This window comes from Clostridiales bacterium, assembly GCA_017569285.1.
GTDB lineage: Bacteria > Bacillota > Clostridia > Christensenellales > Aristaeellaceae > Aristaeella.
The window spans coordinates 1,440,693-1,459,907 of sequence record CP069419.1; the positions used below are offsets into that span (position 1 = coordinate 1,440,693).

The window sequence follows — 19,215 nt, forward strand, 5'->3', positions numbered from 1 at the left end:
CTGCTTGCACGGTGCTCACCTGCGCCGTGAGAGGGGTCGTGGGGGAAACAGTGACTGCGGGGAATGCTCAGCGGGAGACCGGAAGCAGCGTGCCGTTCACGGTAATGTACGCCGTCGGATTGACGTAGTTCACCCGCCACAGGATGCCGTTTACCAGATAGAACTGCGGCGCCTGCTGCGGGGCGGCGGGAATGGTTCCCGCCGGCTGAACCTGTCCCTGCACCCCGGCCGGGGCGGCAGGAGGATCGTACTTGCCCTTGAACGGACTGGCTCCGATCACCTGGGTGCGGATCTCGCCTGAGATCGCGCCCATATAACTCTGCGGGGGTAGAATGATTGCCCGCTCAACCACGCCCGGGGCTCCGTGCTCATCCAGGAATGAGACCAGCGCCTCCCCTGTCTTCAGGGTCGTAATCGCTTCTTCTGTATCAAAGGACGGATTCGTCCGGAACGTCTGGGCGGCGACCTTCACCGCTTTCTGGTCCAGCGGTGTGTAGGCCCGGAGGGCGTGCTGGATCCGGTTTCCCAGCTGGCCCAGGATGGTCATGGGAATATCCGCGGGGCTCTGGGTGATAAAGTAGACCCCCACGCCCTTGGACCGGATCAGGCGGACCACCTGCTCGATCTTCTCCATCAGGGCCCGCCCGCAGTTGTTGAACAGCAGGTGCGCTTCATCGAAGAAGAAAACGATCAGCGGTTTATCGGCATCTCCCCGTTCGGGAAGGTAATCATAAAGCTCTGTCAGCATCCACAGCAGGAAGGTGGAATACATCGTGGGATTGTTGAACAGCCGGTCGGCAGAGAGGATGTTGATGGTCCCCTGCCCGTTTGCGGCTGGTCCGAACCAGTCCTCAATATCAATGGCCGGCTCCCCGAAGAAAGTGTCCCCGCCCTGGTCCTCCAGGACCGCCACCGCGCGCTGGATCGCGCCGACGCTGGCAGAGGAGACGTTGCCGTAATGCAGGGTCAGTTCCTTGGCGTGCTCGCCGATATAGACCAGCATGCGTTTCAGGTCCAGGATATCCGTCAGCTTCTGTCCGATATCGCGGGCCACGCGGAACAGGATGTTCATCACGCCGCTCTGCGTCTCGTTCAGGGAAAGCATCCGGCTCAGCAGCAGGGGGCCCATCTTTTCCACCGTCGCGCGGATCGGATGCCCCTGTTCTCCGTACACGTCCCAGAAGACGGTTGGGTAATTCTTGAATTCAAACTCCCCGGCGGGCACATGGCACTTGTCCAGCCGCTTTTCAATCGCCTCGGTGGGATCCCCGGACAGCACCATACCGCTCAGGTCGCTCTTGATATCGCTCAGGAACACCGGAACGCCCATGTCGGAAAAGCTCTCCGCCAGGACCTTGAGGGAAACGGTTTTGCCCGTACCCGTCGCGCCGGCAATCAGCCCATGCCGGTTCGCCATGCCCGGAAGCAGATAAACCGGGGTCTCTCCCGCTGTGCCAACCCAGATTTTTCCTTCATGAAGCATCTGCGTTCCCCCAATGGATCTTTGCCTTTTTATCTTTCAGATATTCTACATGCTTTCCTTTGTTTCGTCAAGCTTTCCGCCGTTTCAGGATGTACTGTTTCTGGTTTTCCGGACCTCCCGGAAATCAGTTTCCCTGCCCGCAGATTTCCGCCATGATCTGCCGCATTTTTTCACTGGCTTTTGCCCGGTGGCTGACGGCGTTTTTCTCCTCTGCGTTCATCTCGGCATAGGTCTTGTTCATCGGCTCGTACAGGAACAGCGGATCATACCCGAATCCACCGGTTCCCTGCCGCCGGTAAAGGATCACGCCGGGGCAGGAGCCCTCCGCTATCAGCGTTTCGCGGCCCGGCAGCTTCAGCGCCAGCGCGCACACAAACTGCGCCGCGCGGTCTTCCCGGCCTTCCATCCGGCTCAGGAGCAGGTCGTTATTGGCCTCATCGTTTCCGTGTTCTCCGGCATACCGCGCGCTGAGCACGCCCGGTTCCCCGTCCAGCGCGTCCACACAGAGGCCGCTGTCGTCTCCGATGGCCGGCAGGCCGGTCGCCTCACAGACCGCTTCCGCCTTGATAGCCGCGTTGCCGGCAAACGTATCCGCGTTTTCGTCAATCGGCCCGCAGAACCCGGCAGCTGTCATAGGGACCAGCGTATAGTAGTCGCGGAACATCTCCTGCAGCTCCCGCAGCTTATGTTCATTCCCGGTCGCGGCAACCAGCACCGGCTTCGGCGCGATATGGCGTGCCCGCTCCCCGAGCGCATCCCGCTGCGCCTGCATCAGCTCGGCGATTCCCTTGATGCCGTACCCGGTCAGCATTTCCATTTCATCATGACTGAAAGCGCGGCCTTCACCGGTCCCCTGCAGCTCGATAAACTCCTTCTGCTCGTTCATCACGATATTCATATCCACCTGCGCGCTGCTGTCTTCCCGGTAGCACAGGTCCAGGCACGGAATATCATCCACGATTCCCGCACTGATGGCCGCCACCTGGTGGACAATCGGGCTGGCCAGCAGCTTCTTCTCCCGGATCAGCCGGTCCACGGCGCAGGTCAGCGCCACCATGGCGCCGGTAATGGACGCGGTCCGCGTTCCGCCGTCCGCTTCCAGTACGTCGCAGTCCAGCGTAATCGTGCGTTCACCGAGCGCTTTCAGGTCCACTGCCTGGCGCAGGGACCTGCCGATCAGCCGCTGGATCTCCACGCTGCGGCCGTCCTTCTTGATGCCGTCCCGCTTTTTGCGCTCCGTGGTGGAAGCCGGGAGCATCGCGTATTCCGCCGTAATCCATCCCTGCCCCTTGTCCCGGAGGAACGGCGGGACCGTTTCCTCCACGCTGGCCGTGCAGATCACCCGGGTGTTTCCCGTGGCAATCAGGCAGCTGCCGTACGCCGTGCGCACAAAATCCGTCTCAATCGTAACCGGCCGTTTCTCATCCAGCTGTCTTCCGTCCGCTCTCATATTCCTTTTCCTCCCTGTCCGCAAAAAAGGATTTCTCCCCTTATGCGGAGAAATAGTCATGGATAACATCTGAAAGAAGCTGACCTGCCTTGAAGGACAAAGTCCGTAAACTCTTCTCCCATGTATGGACCATTCCGAACGTGCTCACCATGATCCGGCTCCTGCTGGTGCCGGTCTTTGTTGTGGTATATTTCCGCACATCCGCTGAACCGAAATACGCAGCGCTTGCAATCTTTGCCGCCGCCAGCCTCACGGATATGCTCGACGGCTACCTGGCCCGGAAACTGAACCAGATTACCGACTTCGGCAAGCTGTTTGACCCGCTGGCCGATAAGCTCATGGTCCTTTCCGCCCTGGTCTGCCAGGCCGTCACCGGCGTGTTCCCCTGGGCCGCCGTCATCGTGGTGGCCTGCAAGGAACTGGTTATGGTGCTCGGCGGGCTGTTCATGCTCAGCCGGGATGTGGTCGTTTACAGCAACATCGTCGGCAAGGCCGCGCAGGTCTGCTTTATCCTGTCGCTGATCCTGTCCTTTTTCCATGTCCCGCTGGCGGAGTGGGGCACCCGGCTGGACCTGATCCTGCTGTGGATTACCGTCGGCCTGGCCGTACTGGCCATGGTCGTCTATGCCGCCGAATACCTGCGGAGCCTGAAAAAGCCCCGGGAATAATCATTTCGCGAAGCCAAGGCTCCGTTCCACTGCCTTATGCCAGCCGCCCAGCTCCATCAGCCGGGTGGCTTCGTCCATTTTGGGGGTAAATTCCAGGTCCTTCTGCCAGACCGCTGCGGTTTCCGCAAGGCTGCTGTACATTCCGACGCCGAGTCCGGCCAGCAGGGCCGCTCCCAGCGCCGTGGTTTCCAGCACCTTCGGCCGCACGACGGGGATTGCGCTGATATCCGCCTGGAACTGCATCAGGAACGCATTGGCGCTTGCGCCGCCGTCCACCTGCAGCCGTTCCGGCTTCTGTCCGCAGTCCTTTGCCATGGCGTCCATCAGGTCCGCGCTCTGGAAGGCGATTGCTTCCAGCGCCGCACGGACAATCTGCGGCCGGCCGGTTCCCCGGGTCATTCCGATCAGGGTGCCCCGGCTGTACATGTCCCACCACGGGGCGCCGAGCCCCGTGAACGCGGGAACCAGGTATACGCCGCCGGTGCTGTTGATCGACTGGGCCAGTGCTTCCGTTTCCGCCGCGTGGGATATGATCTTCAGCTCATCCCGCAGCCACTGGATGGTCGCTCCGCCCATAAACACGCTGCCTTCCAGCGCAAAAACGGGTTTCCCCCCGATCCGCCACGCCATGGTGGTCAGCAGCCCGTTCCGGCTCTGCACCGGCGTATCGCCGGTATTCATCAGCATAAAGCAGCCGGTGCCGTAGGTGTTTTTCACGTCTCCGGGATGGAAGCACGCCTGTCCGAATAGGCTGGCATGCTGGTCCCCGGCCATGCCGGTGACCGGGATGCGCCTTCCCAGGATCGCGGGATCCAGCATGCCGATCGGACCCGATGAATCCACCACCTGCGGCAGGCAGGCCCGCGGAATATCCAGCAGCGCCAGCAGGTCGTCATCCCAGTCCTGGGTATGCAGGTTGAACATCATCGTCCGGCCGGCATTGGTGGCATCCGTCACATGCGGCCGGTTTTCCAGCAGGTTCCAGCACAGGAAGCTGTCGGCGGTGCCGAAGCACAGCTCTCCCCGCTCCGCCCGGTCCCGGACGTTGTAGTAATCCAGCATCCATTTCAGCTTCGTGCCGGAGAAATAGGCATCCGGCACCAGGCCGGTCTTTTCCCGGATCATGTTGCTGCAGCCGCGGCTCACCAGGTCATCCACAATCTGGGATGTCCGCCGGCACTGCCATACAATGGCATTCCCGACGCATTCCCCGGTCTTCCGGTCCCAGAGGAAGGTGGTCTCCCGCTGGTTCGTGATTCCGACCGCGGCGATTTCTCCCGGATCCACCCCGCTCAGCTTCACCGCTTCCCGGAGGCTGGTGATCTGCGTGTCCAGGATGTCCCGCGGATCATGCTCCACCCAGCCGGGCTTCGGGTAATGTTGGGGAAACTCCCGGTTGTACGAGGCAATCATCTGTCCGTCTTCCGTGAAAATCACAGCCCGTGAGCTGGTCGTTCCCTGGTCCAGTGCCGCCAGATACTTAGCCATAGCGATGTCCTTTCTCAGTCGTCGGTCCTGTGTCTGTGTGCCTGTTAACGAATCCGGATTCCGTAGATGTGTTCCGTATCCTTTCCGGTCGTACCGACCACCATGATGTCGTTGTACGCCGCCGGAGATGCTTCAATATTTCCCTCAACCGTGATTTGGGCAGCCAGTTCCCCGGTCAGCCCGTCCACCATGATAATGCTGCCGTCCCAGGCGCACTGGATGATCCGTCCGTTGCCGTCGCCGTCATAAACGGCGATGGGAGAGGATACGCTCCGGTCGCTCAGGCCGTATGCCCATACGATCTTGCCCGTCTCCTTGTCCAGGGCCGCGAGGGCGGCTTTGGCATCCCCCTTCACGTTCAGCTTCGCCCGCCCGTCGTCGTTCAGGCCGGTCACGGTAAAATAGACCAGGCCGTCCAGGCGGTTCTCGCCGATCACGGGAGACGCCTTGCATCCGGAGTCCGTCTTGCCCTTGCTGTCCTTCGCCACACCGATCTCGGTGCACCAGATTTCCTTCCCGCTCAGCGCGTCATACCGCCGGATCTGGGCGCTGCCCCTTTTGCGGTTCACCAGCATGTTGGCCGTGTACAGGTCCAGCTGTTCATCCGCCGGCATATCCAGTGCGACCGCAGCCATCACGGCATCCCCGGTATTGACAGCCCATACCGGCGCCAGGTGGTCGGTGTCCACGCACCGGAGGATGCCGTCCATGTCCGCGTAATACACGTATTTGTCATACATCGCAATGGAGGATTCGACCGCGGTGCGGACATTCTTCTGCCCCTTGGTCTTGGAGATCATCACGATTGTGCTCGGTTTGGACTTGTAGGAGCCCACCAGGTAGTCAAACTCGCTGTTCAGGTTGATCAGGTACAGCATGCCGTTTGTTCCGGCAGTCACCACACAGTCGCTGGTCCGGTCGATCAGGGCGGATGTCTCAAAGCTGCCCGCGTCATTGTAAGCGCGGTGCATGGTCCCGTCGAGGCCGTCCACCAGCGTCAGCTCCTTCTGGGTATACAGGTTATACTGGCGGAGGCCGATTTTCCCGGTCTTGACCTTCATCTTCCGGGCATACTGCCCGACATTCATGTAGGGGAATCCGCCCGGATGCACGCTCGGTGTACCCCGCATCGGATATCCCAGCTTGATGCTGTTCCGGGTCATGTTCCCGTCTTCCAGGTCCAGGAATCGGATATTGCCGTCCGCGCCGGCGACAATCACTTCCTTCAGGCTCTTTACAGACCTTTTGGATTCATCAATATTGCTCAGTTCGCGCACCTGGCGGCTCCACTGGACAATGGCCGGCTGGCCGGTCCATTCGGTGCCGTAATAGGTCTGTGAGCTTCCCCGGACGCTGCCGGTCTGCACTTCCCAGATCTGCTGCAGCGTATCCGCTGATTCCACGGTCCCGACCGCCCCGTTCGTCCGGAACGCGTTCCCGCGGAACGTCAGCACGCCCATCTGGACCTTCTTGACATAATCCCAGCCCGCCGGCATCCGGATCACTTCCTTGGCCGCCCGGCTGAATTCCTTGACCTTCTTGGATCCGTTATACACCACGGTCGTCGCGATCAGGCCCGGCGCCGCCTTCTCATCCGCTTCCGCGGTCAGCGCCGGGGTCGGGGTCGGCTCCGGTGTCGAGGTCGGTTCGGGCGTCGGTTCCGGCGTCTCGGTCGGCGCAGGGGTTTCGGTTGCTTCCACTTCCGGTTCCCCCGTTTCTTCCGGCTGTTCCGGCTCATCGGTTCCGTCCGGTACGCCGTCTGCGTCCGCCCCCTCCGGCAGCATGGGGCTCTCCGTCCGGCCGTCCGGTTCTCCGGTCAGTCCTTCCGGTTCCGCTGTTTCGCCCGTCTCCGGGTTCGCTTCCGGCTGCGTTCCGCTTTCCTCCGGATCCGTCGGCTCCGCAAAAGCCGGCGTCAGGACAAGCACCTCCGTGTTGAATTCCGTATCCTGCCAGCCTGCCTCCTCCGAGCGCAGTACCTGCAGGCGGAGTTCGCCCTCATAGCCGTTCTCCACATGCATCCGGAGGGTCCAGATGTTCTCGTCCGCGTTGTTTTCCCCGGTCGCGATAATATCCGGTGATTCCCCGGATTCATCCACCAGCCGGACGTCCCGGACGTTCTTGTTGGCGGTGATGGAGAAGGTGACGTCTGCCGGAGCCGTCAGCCCCTGGTCTCCGAATACATTAAACCCGGTAATCCCGGAATCTTCCTGTTTTTCTCCGCCCAGCAGGCCCTGGATGGCGGCGGCGGCCTTTTCCCGCAGCCCGCTTCCGGCCGGCAGCACCAGCAGCGCCGTCAGGGCCAGGCCGGCAATCACCAGGATCGTCACCAGGATATGCAGGGGGGTGATCCTCCGTTGTTCCGCGCCTGCCGGTCCGGTACTTTCCTGCCGGGCCGGCCGGGATGCCGCGTAACTGTATTCCGGATACTCCCGGACCCGCGCCTGCATCCGGTCATTCTCCGGTGTCTGGACGGTTTCCGGCGCCTGGTTTCTTTCGCTCATCCGGCCCGGTGCGTATCCGACATGCACACGGGAAGTCATTTCCTCCAGCGGGTGGGAAATGGTATCCTGCCCGTTCTCTGTTCTGTTTCCTCCGCGGTAGGTTTCCCGGACCGGCGGATACGCCCGCACGGGGGACGCTCCCTCCGGACGCCGGGCCGCGGTCATCGGCCGGGTTCCGGGGCGGCTGCGCACAGCGCCGCCCGCAGTCCCGTACGGAGCTGCGCTCATCAGTCGCGCTTCGGCAGGCACACGGCTGTCCGCGCCCTGTACCAGCGGATGCTCCGGGCGTGTTTCCGGTTTCACCGTCTCCCCGGAATCGGGCATGGCAGCCGGTGTTTCCGGCAGATCCTGCGCGGAAACCGGTGTTTCCATATTTTCTTCTTCTGTGATGCGGACTCTCCGGCGGCGCCGGGGAAGCTCATTCAGATCATTGCGTTCTTCGTTCAAGATTGTCGTCTCCTTTGAGTGATCGGAACAATTTTGCAATGTATATTATACCGGAATCTGCCTTCCTTCTCAACCTTATTTGCACTTTTGGCCCGCCGGCTCTATAATGAAAGCCCGCCGCGGCAGCCCGGGCCGGGCTTTCCGGCGGCGGTATTCCAGCAATCAGGTGAGGTGATCCGGATGGCCTGTACACTCTGCCCCCGCGGCTGCGGTGCCGACCGCGCTTCCCGCCCCGGCTTCTGCGGCCTGGGAGAAGACATGCGGATTGCCCGGATCGCGCCCCATCTGTGGGAAGAACCGCCCATTTCCGGGCAGAACGGCACCGGCGCTGTTTTCTTTTCCGGGTGTACGCTCCGCTGCGTATACTGCCAGAATGCGGAGATATCCCATCACAATGCCGGCCGTGTCTTTTCACCCGCCGAGCTTTCCGACGCGCTGAAGCGCCTGACGGACCTCGGCGTCCATACCATTTCCCTGATCACCGCCACGCCGTTCATCCCGCGGATCCTGGATACGCTGGAGCTGTGGCGCCCGCCGCTTCCCCTGGTCTGGAACACCTCCGGATATGAGACGGTGGAAACGCTGCGCATGCTGGACGGCGTCATCGATGTCTACCTGCCGGACCTGAAGCATTTTTCATCCCGCGCCGGCCGGCTGTGTGCCGGTGCGCCGGATTATTTCGAATACGCCTCCGCCGCCCTGCGGGAGATGTGCCGCCAGACGGGACCGGCCGTATACGGGGAGGACGGAATCATGCGCCGCGGTGTACTGGTGCGCCATCTGATCCTGCCCGGTTTCACGGCGGAAAGCATGAAGCTCCTGACCTGGATCCGGGACACGCTCCCCGCCGGAACCCCGGTCAGCCTGATGCGCCAGTATACCCCCTGCAACGATGTTGCCGTCCCGGGCCTGGACCGGAAAGTCTCGGAAAAAGAATATCGGCGGGTCCGGGACCATATGCTGGCCCTTGAGCTCCCGGGTTTTCTGCAGGAGCCGGATTCCGCCGATGTTGATTTTATTCCGGTTTTCAACCGGGAGAGCAGCTTTGTCTGAACCGGGTTCTGGTCAGCCCTTGTTCAGCTTCTCCACATGGTATTCCACGCCTTTGTCATATTTGACGCTCTCCGGGGGAATCTCCAGCTCCTCCGGATGCGCCAGGCCGTGCATCACCGCCGCGAAAAACGCGGCGTAATGCGCGCCGGAGCAGACCCGCTCATCCGCTGTCATGCCGATCGGCAGGAGGCGGCGCATGCGGGTTTTTCCTTCGCTGTCCGTAAACGCTTCCTTCAGCACGCTGCCCAGGCCCATAAACAGGCTTACATTGCCGAAGTTATAGATATGGTGCCACACATGGTGCAGGCCGATGGAAGCGTTATTGGTAATAAACAGGCCGCTGTAGAACGGCAGCTCGTCAATCAGGAATTTCGGCAGCAGGCCGTAGCGGTCCAGCAGCCGGGCCACTCCCACGATGAAAGTCGTGAAGCCCGGAACCGCCAGCACAAACCTGGCCAGCTTGATCAGGAACTCATCGTCCTTCGCCTCGCGGCATTTTTCCACCGCAGCCGTCATCCGGTCCCGCACATCAAAAAGCGTATCCGTCGGGTCAAACAGGATCCGCACCGTGGATTCCGGGCTTTCCGGATCCTGCGGGTTTTTCAGGACCGCAAACGAAATGGAACAGTTGTTGCGGGCAAAATACTGCTTGTTGAAGATGAACCGGTTGACTTCCGGATGCTGGCTGACCGCACGGACGTACGCTGCTGCAATCAGATGCATGAAAGTGACCTTCTGGCCTTCCTGCGCTTTCCGGACGATATACCGGCTCAGCATCTCATAATCCAGCTTGTGCTCCAGGAATACCTGGGCATCGCACCGCATCGGCATCAGGTAAGGGGTCACCTGGACGATCGGGTCCACGTCACGCACCCGTTTTCCGTCAGGTCTGCGTCCGAACATGGTCAGCTGCCTCCTTTATGCCGCGTCAGAACAGGTCGGTCGCTTTCTCGAGCGCATCCTGCTGCGCCTGCAGCAGTGCTTCAAACTTCTGGCGGTAATCGGCCGCGGCAGCCTTCAGCTCTGTGATTTCGCTCTTCAGGGCATCCCGCCGGTCGCTCAGGCCGTCCAGCTGCTCCGTCGCTTCCGTCTGGGCTTTCGCGCGGATCGCTTCAGCGTCTTCCTTTGCCTTCCGGATTGTATCTTCCTTCACCTGCATGGCCATCTGAAGCACTTCGCGGAAGCTCTTCTCCTGGTCCTCGTTTACGCTGCCGGCGGCGGCCGGTGCCGCGGGATGAACGACAGTCGTCTTCTGGCGCAGATCCATGATTTCCTTTTCCATCCGCTCCATTTCCTCGCAGATGTCATCCAGGAAATTATCCACCTCTGCCTGGTCATATCCCTTGGAAGAAATTGAAAACTCCTTGTGGGCAATCAGATCCACCGTGATCTTTTCCATCCTGTTTCATCCTCCCTTGCTGTTGATCAATATCCGTACCCGCCAAAGCTGCCGTAAGCGCCGGCCGCCACGGGCATGGTTCCGGTATAGGGATTATAGTTGTTCAGCTGGCCGTTCCGGGCTGCGTTCCATTCCTCTGCCCGGGCGCCGGTACGCCGTTCCCGCCGGGCAGGCGCCGGTTCCGCCGGCTGGACCTGGGGAGCCGGCGCGGATGTGAACATCGGCATTTCCGGCTGGACCTGGGCCTGTTCCGGCAGGACCTTCACGCCTTCCGGTGCGATCAGCACCAGCCGTCCGCCCTGCAGCATCCGGACGCTGCAGCCCAGCGTGAACGCCGCGCCGGCCAGCATATCCTGGCAGCGCATGCTCTCGCTTTCATTGGCGATGGCGTCCATCATTACAATCAGGGTTTCTCCGTTCTTCATGCAGGCAATTGCCTCATAGCAGCTCCGGAGTCCGGTCATGGTCATGATATGTTCCACATGGGTGAAAGACGATCCTGCATCGGGTGAGAATCCCGGCATATAGGAGATGTTGTTCTGCGGGGCGGGTGTTTCCCGCGGCGGGAACCATCCGCGCTCCGGCCGGGCAGCCGTGCGTCCTTCCGGCTCCGGCGGGTTCTGGAAATAGGTGTTCTGGGCGCCGAAGGTATTCCGGCTGTCACCGGGAAACGCGTTGTACGGACCGGCCTGCTGCTGCACGTATCCGGTGGTCTGTCCGTAGGGGTTCGGCTGCCAGGCGGTCTGGTCATAAGCCGCCTGTCCGTAGGCTGTCTGTCCGTAAGCCGTCTGCCCGAATGCGGGATTCCGGCCGGAATCCTGCACACCGTCGTAGGAAACCGGCGGATTCATCCCGGTAAATCCGGTATGGACGTAAGTCATGGGCTGCTGGTCAGCTTCCTGCCCCTGCATGGCCGGTTCCTGTGCCGCCCGCCGTTTCAGCGGCCGGTAGCAGCTCGTCCCTCCGTCCGGACGGCGTGTGCCGGTTCCTTCCTTCCGGGAAAGCATGCTCATCACTTTGTCTTTCCAGTCATTCAGCACCATGTTGATCCTCTCCTGTCTGATTTCAGCCTCGCGGCCCGAATATCGCGCTTCCCACCCGGACCATGGTCGCTCCGTGCCGGGCGGCGATCCGGTAATCCCCGGACATTCCCATGCTCAGTTCTTCCATCCGGATTCCGGGAATATCGGTTTCCCGGATATGTTCGAACAGCTGCCGCATCCCGGAAAACAGCCGGTCCAGCAGCTCTGTGTCTTCAGTCAGCGGCATTACCGCCATCAGTCCCTGCACCTGGATTCCGTCCAGCGGTGCAATCTGCCGCAGAAAGTGTTCCGTTTCCCCGATGGGAACGCCGCCCTTCTGGGCTTCTCCCGCCGGGCTGACCTCCACAAGCACCGGCATCCGGATACCGGCCGCGGCCGCGCGGAGATGGATTTCCTCCGCCAGCGGAACGGAATCCACCGACTGGATCATGCAGACGTCCTGTACAATCTGCCGGACCTTGTTCCGCTGCAGCCGTCCGATCAGGTGGATCCGGAAATTTCCGGCCAGCTGCGGCAGCTTTTCCCGCAGCTCCTGGACCCGGTTTTCCCCGATATCGGTAATTCCCGCCGCCTTCAGCGGCAGGATCATCTCGGGCGGATGGGTTTTCGTTACGGCGATCAGTTTCGGGGCCGGATACCGTCCGTCCGATGCTTCCGCCAGTTCCCGCCGGATCCGGTCAATCCGCTCAAGCAGTTCTTCTTCCGTCATGGTTGATTTCCCGTCCGTTCCCCGTTCAGTTGAACAGCATAACCAGGTCATTCTCTTTCAGCGTACCCTGCTGGATCGGGGCAATGTAGCACATGCCGTCCCGCTTCTCCTGGATGTTGACCGGAATGAAATGCCTGTAATCATTTTCATCCACCTGCACGATTCCGACCATGTTGTCCTGCTCATAAATCGCCCGCGCAGGGACCATCAGGCTGGTCACGTCCTCGCCCAGCACACCCGTGCAGCTGCGGATATACAGTACCGGCAGCACAGAGGATGATACGCTCAGGCGGACCGCCAGTTCGCCGCCCATGCGGGCGAAGCTGACCACCCGCGCCTTGACGGTGGTGTCCTTGAAATTCTCCAGCCGCAGCTCATACTCGGTGCCTTCCACCGGGTTCAGCGTGTTGTCCCGGATCAGCATCACCACGTACCAGTAGCCGTCCTGTACCAGGCGGTAGATGGTCGTCCGGCCTTTCTGGATGGTATCCCGGGGCGGCTTGTTTCCGTTGATCATGTTCCGCACGTCGCCGGGACTGAACTGGTCGTAATTGTTGACGGTCAGTCCGTATTCATAGCCGTCCGAATAGAAGCTGACCACTCCCGCCCGTACGGTGGTATACTGCTTGGTCCAGCTGTTGATTTTCTGCAGCTGGCTCTGTTCATCCTCCAGGAGGCGGGTAAGCCGCGGATCATCGGCGTATTTTTCCTTCAGGTACCGCTGCCGGTTCCGGATCGCCTCGTCCAGGAGGGCTTCCTGGTTGCTCATATTGCCGCGGGCGCCGCCGATAATATCCCGGACCTCCCGCGCGCGGGTCATCACGTCGCTTTCCAGCTTTTCCATCTGGGCATCCGTGGCAATCTCCTGGCCCAGCCGTTTCATCTGGTATTCCTTGATCTGGTCGCGGGAATCCTGCAGTGTGGTCAGTTCCCGCGTGGAAAAGCCGGAGGTGTAGACATTGCAGACCGTTGCGTGCGCGCCGACCATGGTGCCTTCCTCGGCCACATAGTCAATGCTGGAAACACTTTCCGCATCAAAGGGGGATTCATCGCGGATGATCAGGCAGTCCCCGTTGTAGCGGGTACCGATGGTGCCCGCCGTAACGTAGGCATACTGATCGGGTTCGGGAGCCAGGGATGTGATCAGGTACCAGACCAGGAAGCCCAGCGCCGCGACAATCAGCATGATCTGAATCACGCTCATGTGCTTTTTCTCCGGCGGCGGCACAAACTGCGTCGGCTGCGGAGGCATCATATCGTACACATCCGTTCCCCCCTTTCCCGCAAATTTTCACCCTTAATCATATCATATCTTCTGCGGGTTTGGCAACGTTTCAGGACGGCGGACGGCTTTATTCATCCCGGTCCCGCATCAGCCATTCCGCCGGGCGGACAGACGCAACCGCCGGATCTCCGTCCTCCACGGTCAGGGTCATCAGCGCCTTCTCACCGGACACGCGTTTTTTCTCCGGCGACACGGTCGCCATCACAAACGCCATGCCGGTAACCTCCACATTGAATTCCCGCATCAGCTCCACCATGCCCTTGGCGGTGCCGCCGCCCCGCAGGAAGTCATCCACAATCAGGGCTTTCTGGTTCTCCCGCACCGCGCGCCGGCTCAGGCTCATCATCTCGATGTTGCCGGAACCGGATACATAGTTGATGTTGACCGCGGATCCCTCATACACCTTGGAGGAATGCCGCGCGATCACCAGCGGGACGCCCAGGGCGTTGGCGGTGGCAAACGCAACGGGGATCCCCTTCGTTTCCATCGTCAGCACAAAATCCGGCATCCGGTCATAATACTCCGTCGCGATAATCTCGCCCATCCGGTTCACGATGTCCGGCGTGCTCAGGATATCGCTGTAATAAAGGAATCCGCCGGGCAGCACCCGCCCGGAACCGCTCAGTTCCCGGCACAGCTCCGCGATGGTTTCCCGGGCCTTTTCGCGGCTCACCAGGGGGCGGTAGCGCACGCCGCCGGCCGCGCCGGTCACGGTTTCCACCTCACCCAGGTCAAAGGACCGGCAGGTTTCCCGCAGCAGGTCCACGTCCTCGCTCATGGTGGATTTGGCGGATCCGAACATCTCGCAGAAGCTGCTCAGCGTAAAAATCCGGTTCGGCGCCCCGGCCAGCATCCTCATCATCGCGCTCATCCGCTCATTCCGGCGAATCTTATCCATGGGTTTCGTCTCCTTGGCCCAAAAAGGCAAAATGATATTCGGGGGAACGTTCAGTCTCCCCCGAATTCATATTTTACCATATTTTCCGAATGTTGAAAAGAATTTTTTCGTCTATTGTTCGTCTTTTCAGGCGTCTGCTTCTTCCATAAAGGGCTGAATGTCCGCCAGGAGCTGTTCGCAGTCATCACTGTAAATCTCCAGCGTGATCGGCCGGCTCAGGTCCAGCGAGAAAATGCCCAGGATCGATTTCGCGTCCACCACATGGCGGCCGGCCCGCAGGTCCATTTCGAAGGGGTAGCGGGATACGATATTGACAAACTTGTTGACGTTCTCCACAAGGCTCAGGCGAATCATTACGGATTTCATGATCAATGCACCTCCTCTGCGCTGCACTGTGTGCATCTCAGTGCCGGAACATTCTAAAGGATTCCGGTAACGATTTCAATTGTCTGTCCGGCAAAAGGCCGCCCATTTCGTCCATGTCCGGCTCAGTCGCTTGCCATTTCAGACGCAACGGGAATCCGAAGCATCAGGGTTTCTTCCTCCGCGTCCCATTCCGCTTCGCCGCCCAGGGCACGGGCCAGGAAATTCGCGTTGATGAAATGGCCTTCATCCCCGAACGTGAAGTCTGCGGGATCCATGAAGATCTCCTTGCCGTCCACCGTTGCCGCACATCCGGTCACATCATTGTACAGGCCGATCGTATGGCCTTCCGCCTCCAGGACCACGGTTCCCTCATCGGTCAGGACCCAGCCTTCCAGGCAGCAGACCAGGTCGTCCAGGCTGATCCGGATAATGCCGGCGCACTCCTGCAGGCGCGGATAGAATTCCGCGGGAACACCGTCCTTTGTCGCAATCCAGCTCAGCGGCGCGCCGCTTTCGTTGAAGGCAACCCTCCCCTTCAGCTCCGTAAACTGGTCCAGGTTGAATTCCGTCACGATCAGCTCAGGTTCGGGCGTGGACGTGGGTTCCGCCGTGGGCTCCGCCGTCGGTTCGGCGGTGGGTTCCGCCGTCGGCTCCGCGGTGGGCTCGGCCGTGGGCTCCGCCGTAGGTTCCGCCGTAGGTTCCGCCGTAGGTTCCGCCGTCGGCTCGGCGGTTGGTTCCGCCGTAGGTTCCGCCGTCGGCTCGGCAGTCGGTTCGGCGGTGGGTTCTGCCGTCGGCTCCGCGGTCGGCTCCGCGGTCGGGGCCGGCGTCGGGGCTTCGGTAGGTTCCGGTGTCGGTGTTTCAGACGGATACGGCGCGGCGTCCGGGTTCTCGTACAGGTAGGTCTGCGTCCGCCGTCCGGCGATGCCGTCCTGCGTCAGTCCGTTGTAATACTGGAACTTCTTCACCGCGTTATATGTCTGCCGTCCGTAAGCGCCGTCCGCGCTGCCTTCCGGCATGTATCCAAGTTCAATCAGCCGTTCCTGCAGCTTCCGCACGTCGCTGCCCCGGGCATTCATTCCGATATTGTGGTATGCGGTGTTCGGGGTAATCTCCGGCACGGGCGCGGGGGTGATTTCCGGCTCCGGCGTCTTCCCGCTGATAATCCGCATCGTGGGGCTGCTGTCCTCCGCGCTCTCCACCACGGCGGTCGGGGTAACAACGGGTTCAGGCGTAACAGACGGCGCAGCCGTGCTCTGGACCGTAACGGCAAACACGGTCGTCATATAGATCAGCAACGTCTTCATAAAGTCCATATATGCCACTCCCCTGACTGTGCCGGAATCATTCCGATTATACCAAACACAGCACTTAATGACAATCCCCGTTTTTTATGGTATGCTTACGGCAAATGCCGCAGAACCGCTGCGGCAGAAGCGTTTCAGTAGGAGATTTCCGGAGGGTGTATGGAGCAGCTGGAAGCCGGGATCCTGGGCACCGTTTTTCGCAACGAGGAAAACGGCTGGTCCGTTATTACCGTTCGGGCCGGCCGGAATGAAACCACGGTCGTGGGAACGCTGCCGGAGCTGAGCCCCGGGGAACAGGCGGTATTTACCGGGGAATGGATTGAGCACAAAACCTACGGCCGCCAGTTCCGCTGCGTTTCCTGTGAAATCCGGGTGCCGACCACCCTGCTGGGAATCGAGCGCTACCTGGGCAGCGGGCTGATCCGCGGGGTCGGTCCTTCCACCGCCGTCCTGATTGTCCGCCATTTCGGGGAAGAAACGCTGACCGTCCTGTCTGAGCATCCGGAACGGCTGACCGAAATCCCCGGCATCGGCAAAAAGCGCTGCGCCATGATCTCCGAAAGCTTCCGGGAGCACCAGTCCGCGCGCCGCGCCATGGTATTCCTGCAGTCCTACGGAATTCCCCCGGCGCTGGCCGTCAAAATCAGCAAATTCTACGGGGACCAGACCCCCGATATCATCCGCCAGGATCCGTACCGCCTCTGCGATGACCTGGAAGGCGTCGGTTTCAAAACCGCGGACCGGATCGGCATCGCCCTGGGGGTTGCCCCGGACAGCGACAGCCGGATCAAGTGCGCCATCAAATATATGCTGCGGGAAGCTGCGGCTTCCTCCGGCCACATCTATCTCCCGGAGGATGAGCTGTGCGCTTCCTCCGCGTCGCTGCTGCAGATCTCCCGGGACCTGTGTGCCCGGGCGCTGACTTCCCTGCTGCTCAGCCGCTCCCTGATCGGGGAAAGCGACGGGGAGGGGGATCCCCGGCGGGTTTACCTGCCGGCCTTCTGGCATGCGGAGCAGGAGGTTGCCCTGCGGATCCGGGAGCTGATGTGCGCCATCCGGCCGGATAAGTTTGCCGGTGCCGCCCGCGCAATCTCCGGTTTTGAAAAAAACCACGGAATCCGGTTTTCCCCCAGCCAGCGCAAAGCCATCACGCAGGCGCTGGAAAACGGGGTTTTCGTAATTACCGGTGGTCCCGGTACCGGAAAAACCACCATCATCAACTGTATTCTTGAGCTGCTTTCCGCGGAAAACAGCGTCATTCTCTGCGCGCCGACCGGCCGCGCCGCCAAGCGCATGACGGAAGCGACCGGCTGCGAGGCAAAGACCATCCACCGCCTGCTGGAATACGGCGGGGACGAGGGGATTTTTGCCCGGAACCAGGACCACCCGCTGGACGCGGACTGCGTCATCGCCGACGAAGCCTCGATGATCGACCTGATGCTGATGCGCTCGCTGCTGCGGGCCATTGAACCCGGCTGCCGCCTGATCCTGGTCGGCGATGCCGACCAGCTTCCCAGCGTAGGACCCGGCAACGTCCTGCGGGACATCCTGGACAGCGGCGCCGTTCCCTGCGTCCGCCTCACGGATATCTACCGGCAGAGCGAAGCCAGCCGGATTGTGGTCAACGCGCACCTGATCAACCAGGGGGAGATGCCCCTGCTGAACGAGAAGGGCACCGATTTCTTCTTTGAGCGGAAAACCGCGCTTTCCGATGCGGCGGATACAATCGTCGGCCTGATGACCCGCCGCCTGCCCGCCTACCTGGGATATCCCGAAAAGGAGGCGGCCGCCCAGGCCATGCGGAACATCCAGGTGCTGGCCCCCGCGCGCAAGGGGGAATGCGGCGTGAACGTGCTGAATTCCCGTCTCCAGAACGCGCTGAATCCCGCCTCCCCGAAGGTGCCCCAGCTGGTATGGGGCGAAACCGTTTTCCGCCGGGGAGACAAGGTCATCCAGACCAAAAACGACTACCAGCTGGAATGGATCCGGAATTCGGGCAGCGGCTGGGAGGAAGGAACCGGCGTTTTCAACGGGGATGTCGGCTTCATCACGGAGGTGGACACGGAGAGCAGTTCGCTCACCGTCCTGTTCGATGAGGACCGGGAAGTGGTCTACGAAGCCGGGGACCTGGAATCCCTGGAGCCGGCCTACTGCCTGTCGGTCCATAAATCCCAGGGCAGTGAATTCCCGGTTGTGATCATGCCGGTCACTCCCGGTCCGCCGATGCTGCTGACCCGGAACCTGCTGTATACCGCCCTCACCCGGGCCAGGTCCATGGTGGTGCTGGTCGGCAGTGAGGAGGTCATTCGCCGGATGGTGGAAAACAACCACGTAGCCCGGCGGTATACCGCCCTGGCCCGGCGTCTGTCGGATGCGGGAGGCGAAGAATGAACCTGAATCCCTTCTTTGCCCCGCTCGGTGCCAACTGGCCCGCCGTCCGCGGCTTTATCCGGGACCTGGTCTGGCCGGAAGGCGCGGTCTGCTGTGCCTGCGGAAAAATTTCCGACGGAAGCCCGCTGTGTCCTGCCTGCCGCTCTGCCTTGCGGAGTGACGGATCCATGTTTCGCTGGGAAAAGGAAGACCTCGGCGGCGGATTGACCGCCTGGTGGATGACCCCGCATACCGGAATTGCCCGGACACTGGTACTCCGCCTGAAGCATCGCGCGGAAGCCTGCATTGCGAAGGAACTGACAGCGCTGCTGCGTCCCCTGCCCAAGGATTTCAGCTTCCCGGAGGGAACCGTGGTCACCTGGGTTGCCATGCCGGAAAACCGCCGGCGGGACCGGATGATTGACCACGGCCGCCTGCTTGCGGAAGCGGTGGCGGAAGAGCTTTCCCTGCCCTGCCGTCCGCTGCTGGTCCGCCGGAAAACCCATGACCGGAACCAGGCCCGCCTGGGCCGTGAAGCCCGGCGGAAAAACCTGCGGAACGCCTTCCTTCCGGCCGCGGAAATGGATTTCCCCGTCCTGCTGGTGGATGACGTGCTCACCACCGGCACCACCGCCCGCCGCTGTGCCGAAGCGCTGCGCGCCGGAGGAGCCCCGTCCGTAACGGTCCTGGCGATGACACGCGCCATGGGCGGCAGGCCGGCATAACCGGCCGGCGCCGCGGAGGCGGACCG

At 61.4% G+C, this 19,215-nt stretch carries 16 protein-coding genes; 4 read left to right on the plus strand and 12 right to left on the minus strand.

The window, feature by feature from the left end; all coding sequences use genetic code 11:
• Positions 1-67: 67 nt before the first annotated feature.
• Together JNO48_06215 and rph are read right to left on the minus strand one after the other, a co-directional pair.
• The gene (locus JNO48_06215) at positions 68-1,483 is read right to left on the minus strand and encodes a DUF853 family protein (protein QTE69489.1); all 1,416 of its coding nucleotides are present in this window, start codon (positions 1,481-1,483) and stop codon (positions 68-70) included.
• A gap of 124 nt (positions 1,484-1,607) precedes the next feature.
• Complete coding sequence (gene rph / locus JNO48_06220; GenBank protein QTE69490.1) at positions 1,608-2,933, minus strand: ribonuclease PH; 1,326 nt, start codon at positions 2,931-2,933, stop codon at positions 1,608-1,610.
• An 89-nt stretch (positions 2,934-3,022) separates the two neighbouring features.
• Here rph and pgsA point away from each other — a divergent pair, with 89 nt between their 5' ends.
• On the plus strand, positions 3,023-3,601 hold the full coding sequence (gene pgsA / locus JNO48_06225) for a CDP-diacylglycerol--glycerol-3-phosphate 3-phosphatidyltransferase (protein QTE69491.1): 579 nt from the start codon (positions 3,023-3,025) through the stop codon (positions 3,599-3,601).
• Here pgsA and glpK read toward each other — a convergent pair whose 3' ends face one another.
• Positions 3,602-5,089 carry a glycerol kinase GlpK gene (glpK, locus tag JNO48_06230; GenBank protein ID QTE69492.1) on the minus strand — a complete coding sequence of 496 codons (1,488 nt, stop codon included), beginning with the start codon at positions 5,087-5,089 and terminating at the stop codon, positions 3,602-3,604.
• A gap of 44 nt (positions 5,090-5,133) precedes the next feature.
• Positions 5,134-8,037 carry a PQQ-binding-like beta-propeller repeat protein gene (locus tag JNO48_06235; protein QTE69493.1) on the minus strand — a complete coding sequence of 968 codons (2,904 nt, stop codon included), beginning with the start codon at positions 8,035-8,037 and terminating at the stop codon, positions 5,134-5,136.
• Between the two features lie 180 nt (positions 8,038-8,217).
• Here JNO48_06235 and JNO48_06240 point away from each other — a divergent pair, with 180 nt between their 5' ends.
• On the plus strand, positions 8,218-9,090 hold the full coding sequence (locus JNO48_06240) for a radical SAM protein (GenBank protein QTE69494.1): 873 nt from the start codon (positions 8,218-8,220) through the stop codon (positions 9,088-9,090).
• Between the two features lie 12 nt (positions 9,091-9,102).
• Here JNO48_06240 and JNO48_06245 read toward each other — a convergent pair whose 3' ends face one another.
• From JNO48_06245 to JNO48_06280, 8 genes are all read right to left on the minus strand, one after another.
• Complete coding sequence (locus JNO48_06245; protein ID QTE69495.1) at positions 9,103-9,993, minus strand: 2-oxo acid dehydrogenase subunit E2; 891 nt, start codon at positions 9,991-9,993, stop codon at positions 9,103-9,105.
• A gap of 25 nt (positions 9,994-10,018) precedes the next feature.
• Positions 10,019-10,489 carry a DivIVA domain-containing protein gene (locus JNO48_06250; GenBank protein ID QTE69496.1) on the minus strand — a complete coding sequence of 157 codons (471 nt, stop codon included), beginning with the start codon at positions 10,487-10,489 and terminating at the stop codon, positions 10,019-10,021.
• A 26-nt stretch (positions 10,490-10,515) separates the two neighbouring features.
• Entirely contained in the window at positions 10,516-11,532 is a 1,017-nt protein-coding gene (locus tag JNO48_06255) for a cell division protein SepF (GenBank protein ID QTE69497.1), read from the minus strand.
• Positions 11,533-11,554: 22 nt separating this feature from the next.
• A complete protein-coding gene (locus tag JNO48_06260; GenBank protein ID QTE69498.1) occupies positions 11,555-12,241 on the minus strand; it encodes a YggS family pyridoxal phosphate-dependent enzyme in 687 nt (228 codons plus the stop codon).
• A 25-nt stretch (positions 12,242-12,266) separates the two neighbouring features.
• On the minus strand, positions 12,267-13,505 hold the full coding sequence (locus tag JNO48_06265) for a hypothetical protein (protein QTE69499.1): 1,239 nt from the start codon (positions 13,503-13,505) through the stop codon (positions 12,267-12,269).
• A gap of 88 nt (positions 13,506-13,593) precedes the next feature.
• Positions 13,594-14,424: a pur operon repressor gene (purR, locus tag JNO48_06270; protein QTE69500.1), complete on the minus strand. Its 831-nt coding sequence runs from the start codon at positions 14,422-14,424 to the stop codon at positions 13,594-13,596.
• A gap of 126 nt (positions 14,425-14,550) precedes the next feature.
• On the minus strand, positions 14,551-14,790 hold the full coding sequence (locus JNO48_06275) for an HPr family phosphocarrier protein (GenBank protein ID QTE69501.1): 240 nt from the start codon (positions 14,788-14,790) through the stop codon (positions 14,551-14,553).
• Positions 14,791-14,912: 122 nt separating this feature from the next.
• The gene (locus tag JNO48_06280; protein QTE69502.1) at positions 14,913-16,103 is read right to left on the minus strand and encodes a peptidoglycan-binding protein; all 1,191 of its coding nucleotides are present in this window, start codon (positions 16,101-16,103) and stop codon (positions 14,913-14,915) included.
• 150 nt (positions 16,104-16,253) lie between these two features.
• On the opposite strand from JNO48_06280, the gene JNO48_06285 reads away from it, so the two are divergent.
• Entirely contained in the window at positions 16,254-18,485 is a 2,232-nt protein-coding gene (locus tag JNO48_06285) for an ATP-dependent RecD-like DNA helicase (GenBank protein ID QTE69503.1), read from the plus strand.
• Positions 18,482-19,189: a ComF family protein gene (locus JNO48_06290; protein QTE69504.1), complete on the plus strand. Its 708-nt coding sequence runs from the start codon at positions 18,482-18,484 to the stop codon at positions 19,187-19,189. Before JNO48_06285 ends, JNO48_06290 begins: the two co-directional genes overlap by 4 nt.
• Positions 19,190-19,215 lie beyond the last annotated feature (26 nt).

What these genes read in the sequence shown, in the direction of transcription:
- JNO48_06215 (QTE69489.1), bottom strand. Translation starts at nt 1,483, where the DNA reads ATGCTTCATGAAGGAAAAATCTGGGTTGGCACAGCGGGAGAGACCCCG.
- rph (QTE69490.1), bottom strand. Translation starts at nt 2,933, where the DNA reads ATGAGAGCGGACGGAAGACAGCTGGATGAGAAACGGCCGGTTACGATT.
- glpK (QTE69492.1), bottom strand. Translation starts at nt 5,089, where the DNA reads ATGGCTAAGTATCTGGCGGCACTGGACCAGGGAACGACCAGCTCACGG.
- JNO48_06240 (QTE69494.1), top strand. Translation starts at nt 8,218, where the DNA reads ATGGCCTGTACACTCTGCCCCCGCGGCTGCGGTGCCGACCGCGCTTCC.
- JNO48_06245 (QTE69495.1), bottom strand. Translation starts at nt 9,993, where the DNA reads ATGTTCGGACGCAGACCTGACGGAAAACGGGTGCGTGACGTGGACCCG.
- JNO48_06250 (QTE69496.1), bottom strand. Translation starts at nt 10,489, where the DNA reads ATGGAAAAGATCACGGTGGATCTGATTGCCCACAAGGAGTTTTCAATT.
- JNO48_06255 (QTE69497.1), bottom strand. Translation starts at nt 11,532, where the DNA reads ATGGTGCTGAATGACTGGAAAGACAAAGTGATGAGCATGCTTTCCCGG.
- JNO48_06260 (QTE69498.1), bottom strand. Translation starts at nt 12,241, where the DNA reads ATGACGGAAGAAGAACTGCTTGAGCGGATTGACCGGATCCGGCGGGAA.
- purR (QTE69500.1), bottom strand. Translation starts at nt 14,424, where the DNA reads ATGGATAAGATTCGCCGGAATGAGCGGATGAGCGCGATGATGAGGATG.
- JNO48_06275 (QTE69501.1), bottom strand. Translation starts at nt 14,790, where the DNA reads ATGAAATCCGTAATGATTCGCCTGAGCCTTGTGGAGAACGTCAACAAG.
- JNO48_06280 (QTE69502.1), bottom strand. Translation starts at nt 16,103, where the DNA reads ATGGACTTTATGAAGACGTTGCTGATCTATATGACGACCGTGTTTGCC.
- JNO48_06285 (QTE69503.1), top strand. Translation starts at nt 16,254, where the DNA reads ATGGAGCAGCTGGAAGCCGGGATCCTGGGCACCGTTTTTCGCAACGAG.
- JNO48_06290 (QTE69504.1), top strand. Translation starts at nt 18,482, where the DNA reads ATGAACCTGAATCCCTTCTTTGCCCCGCTCGGTGCCAACTGGCCCGCC.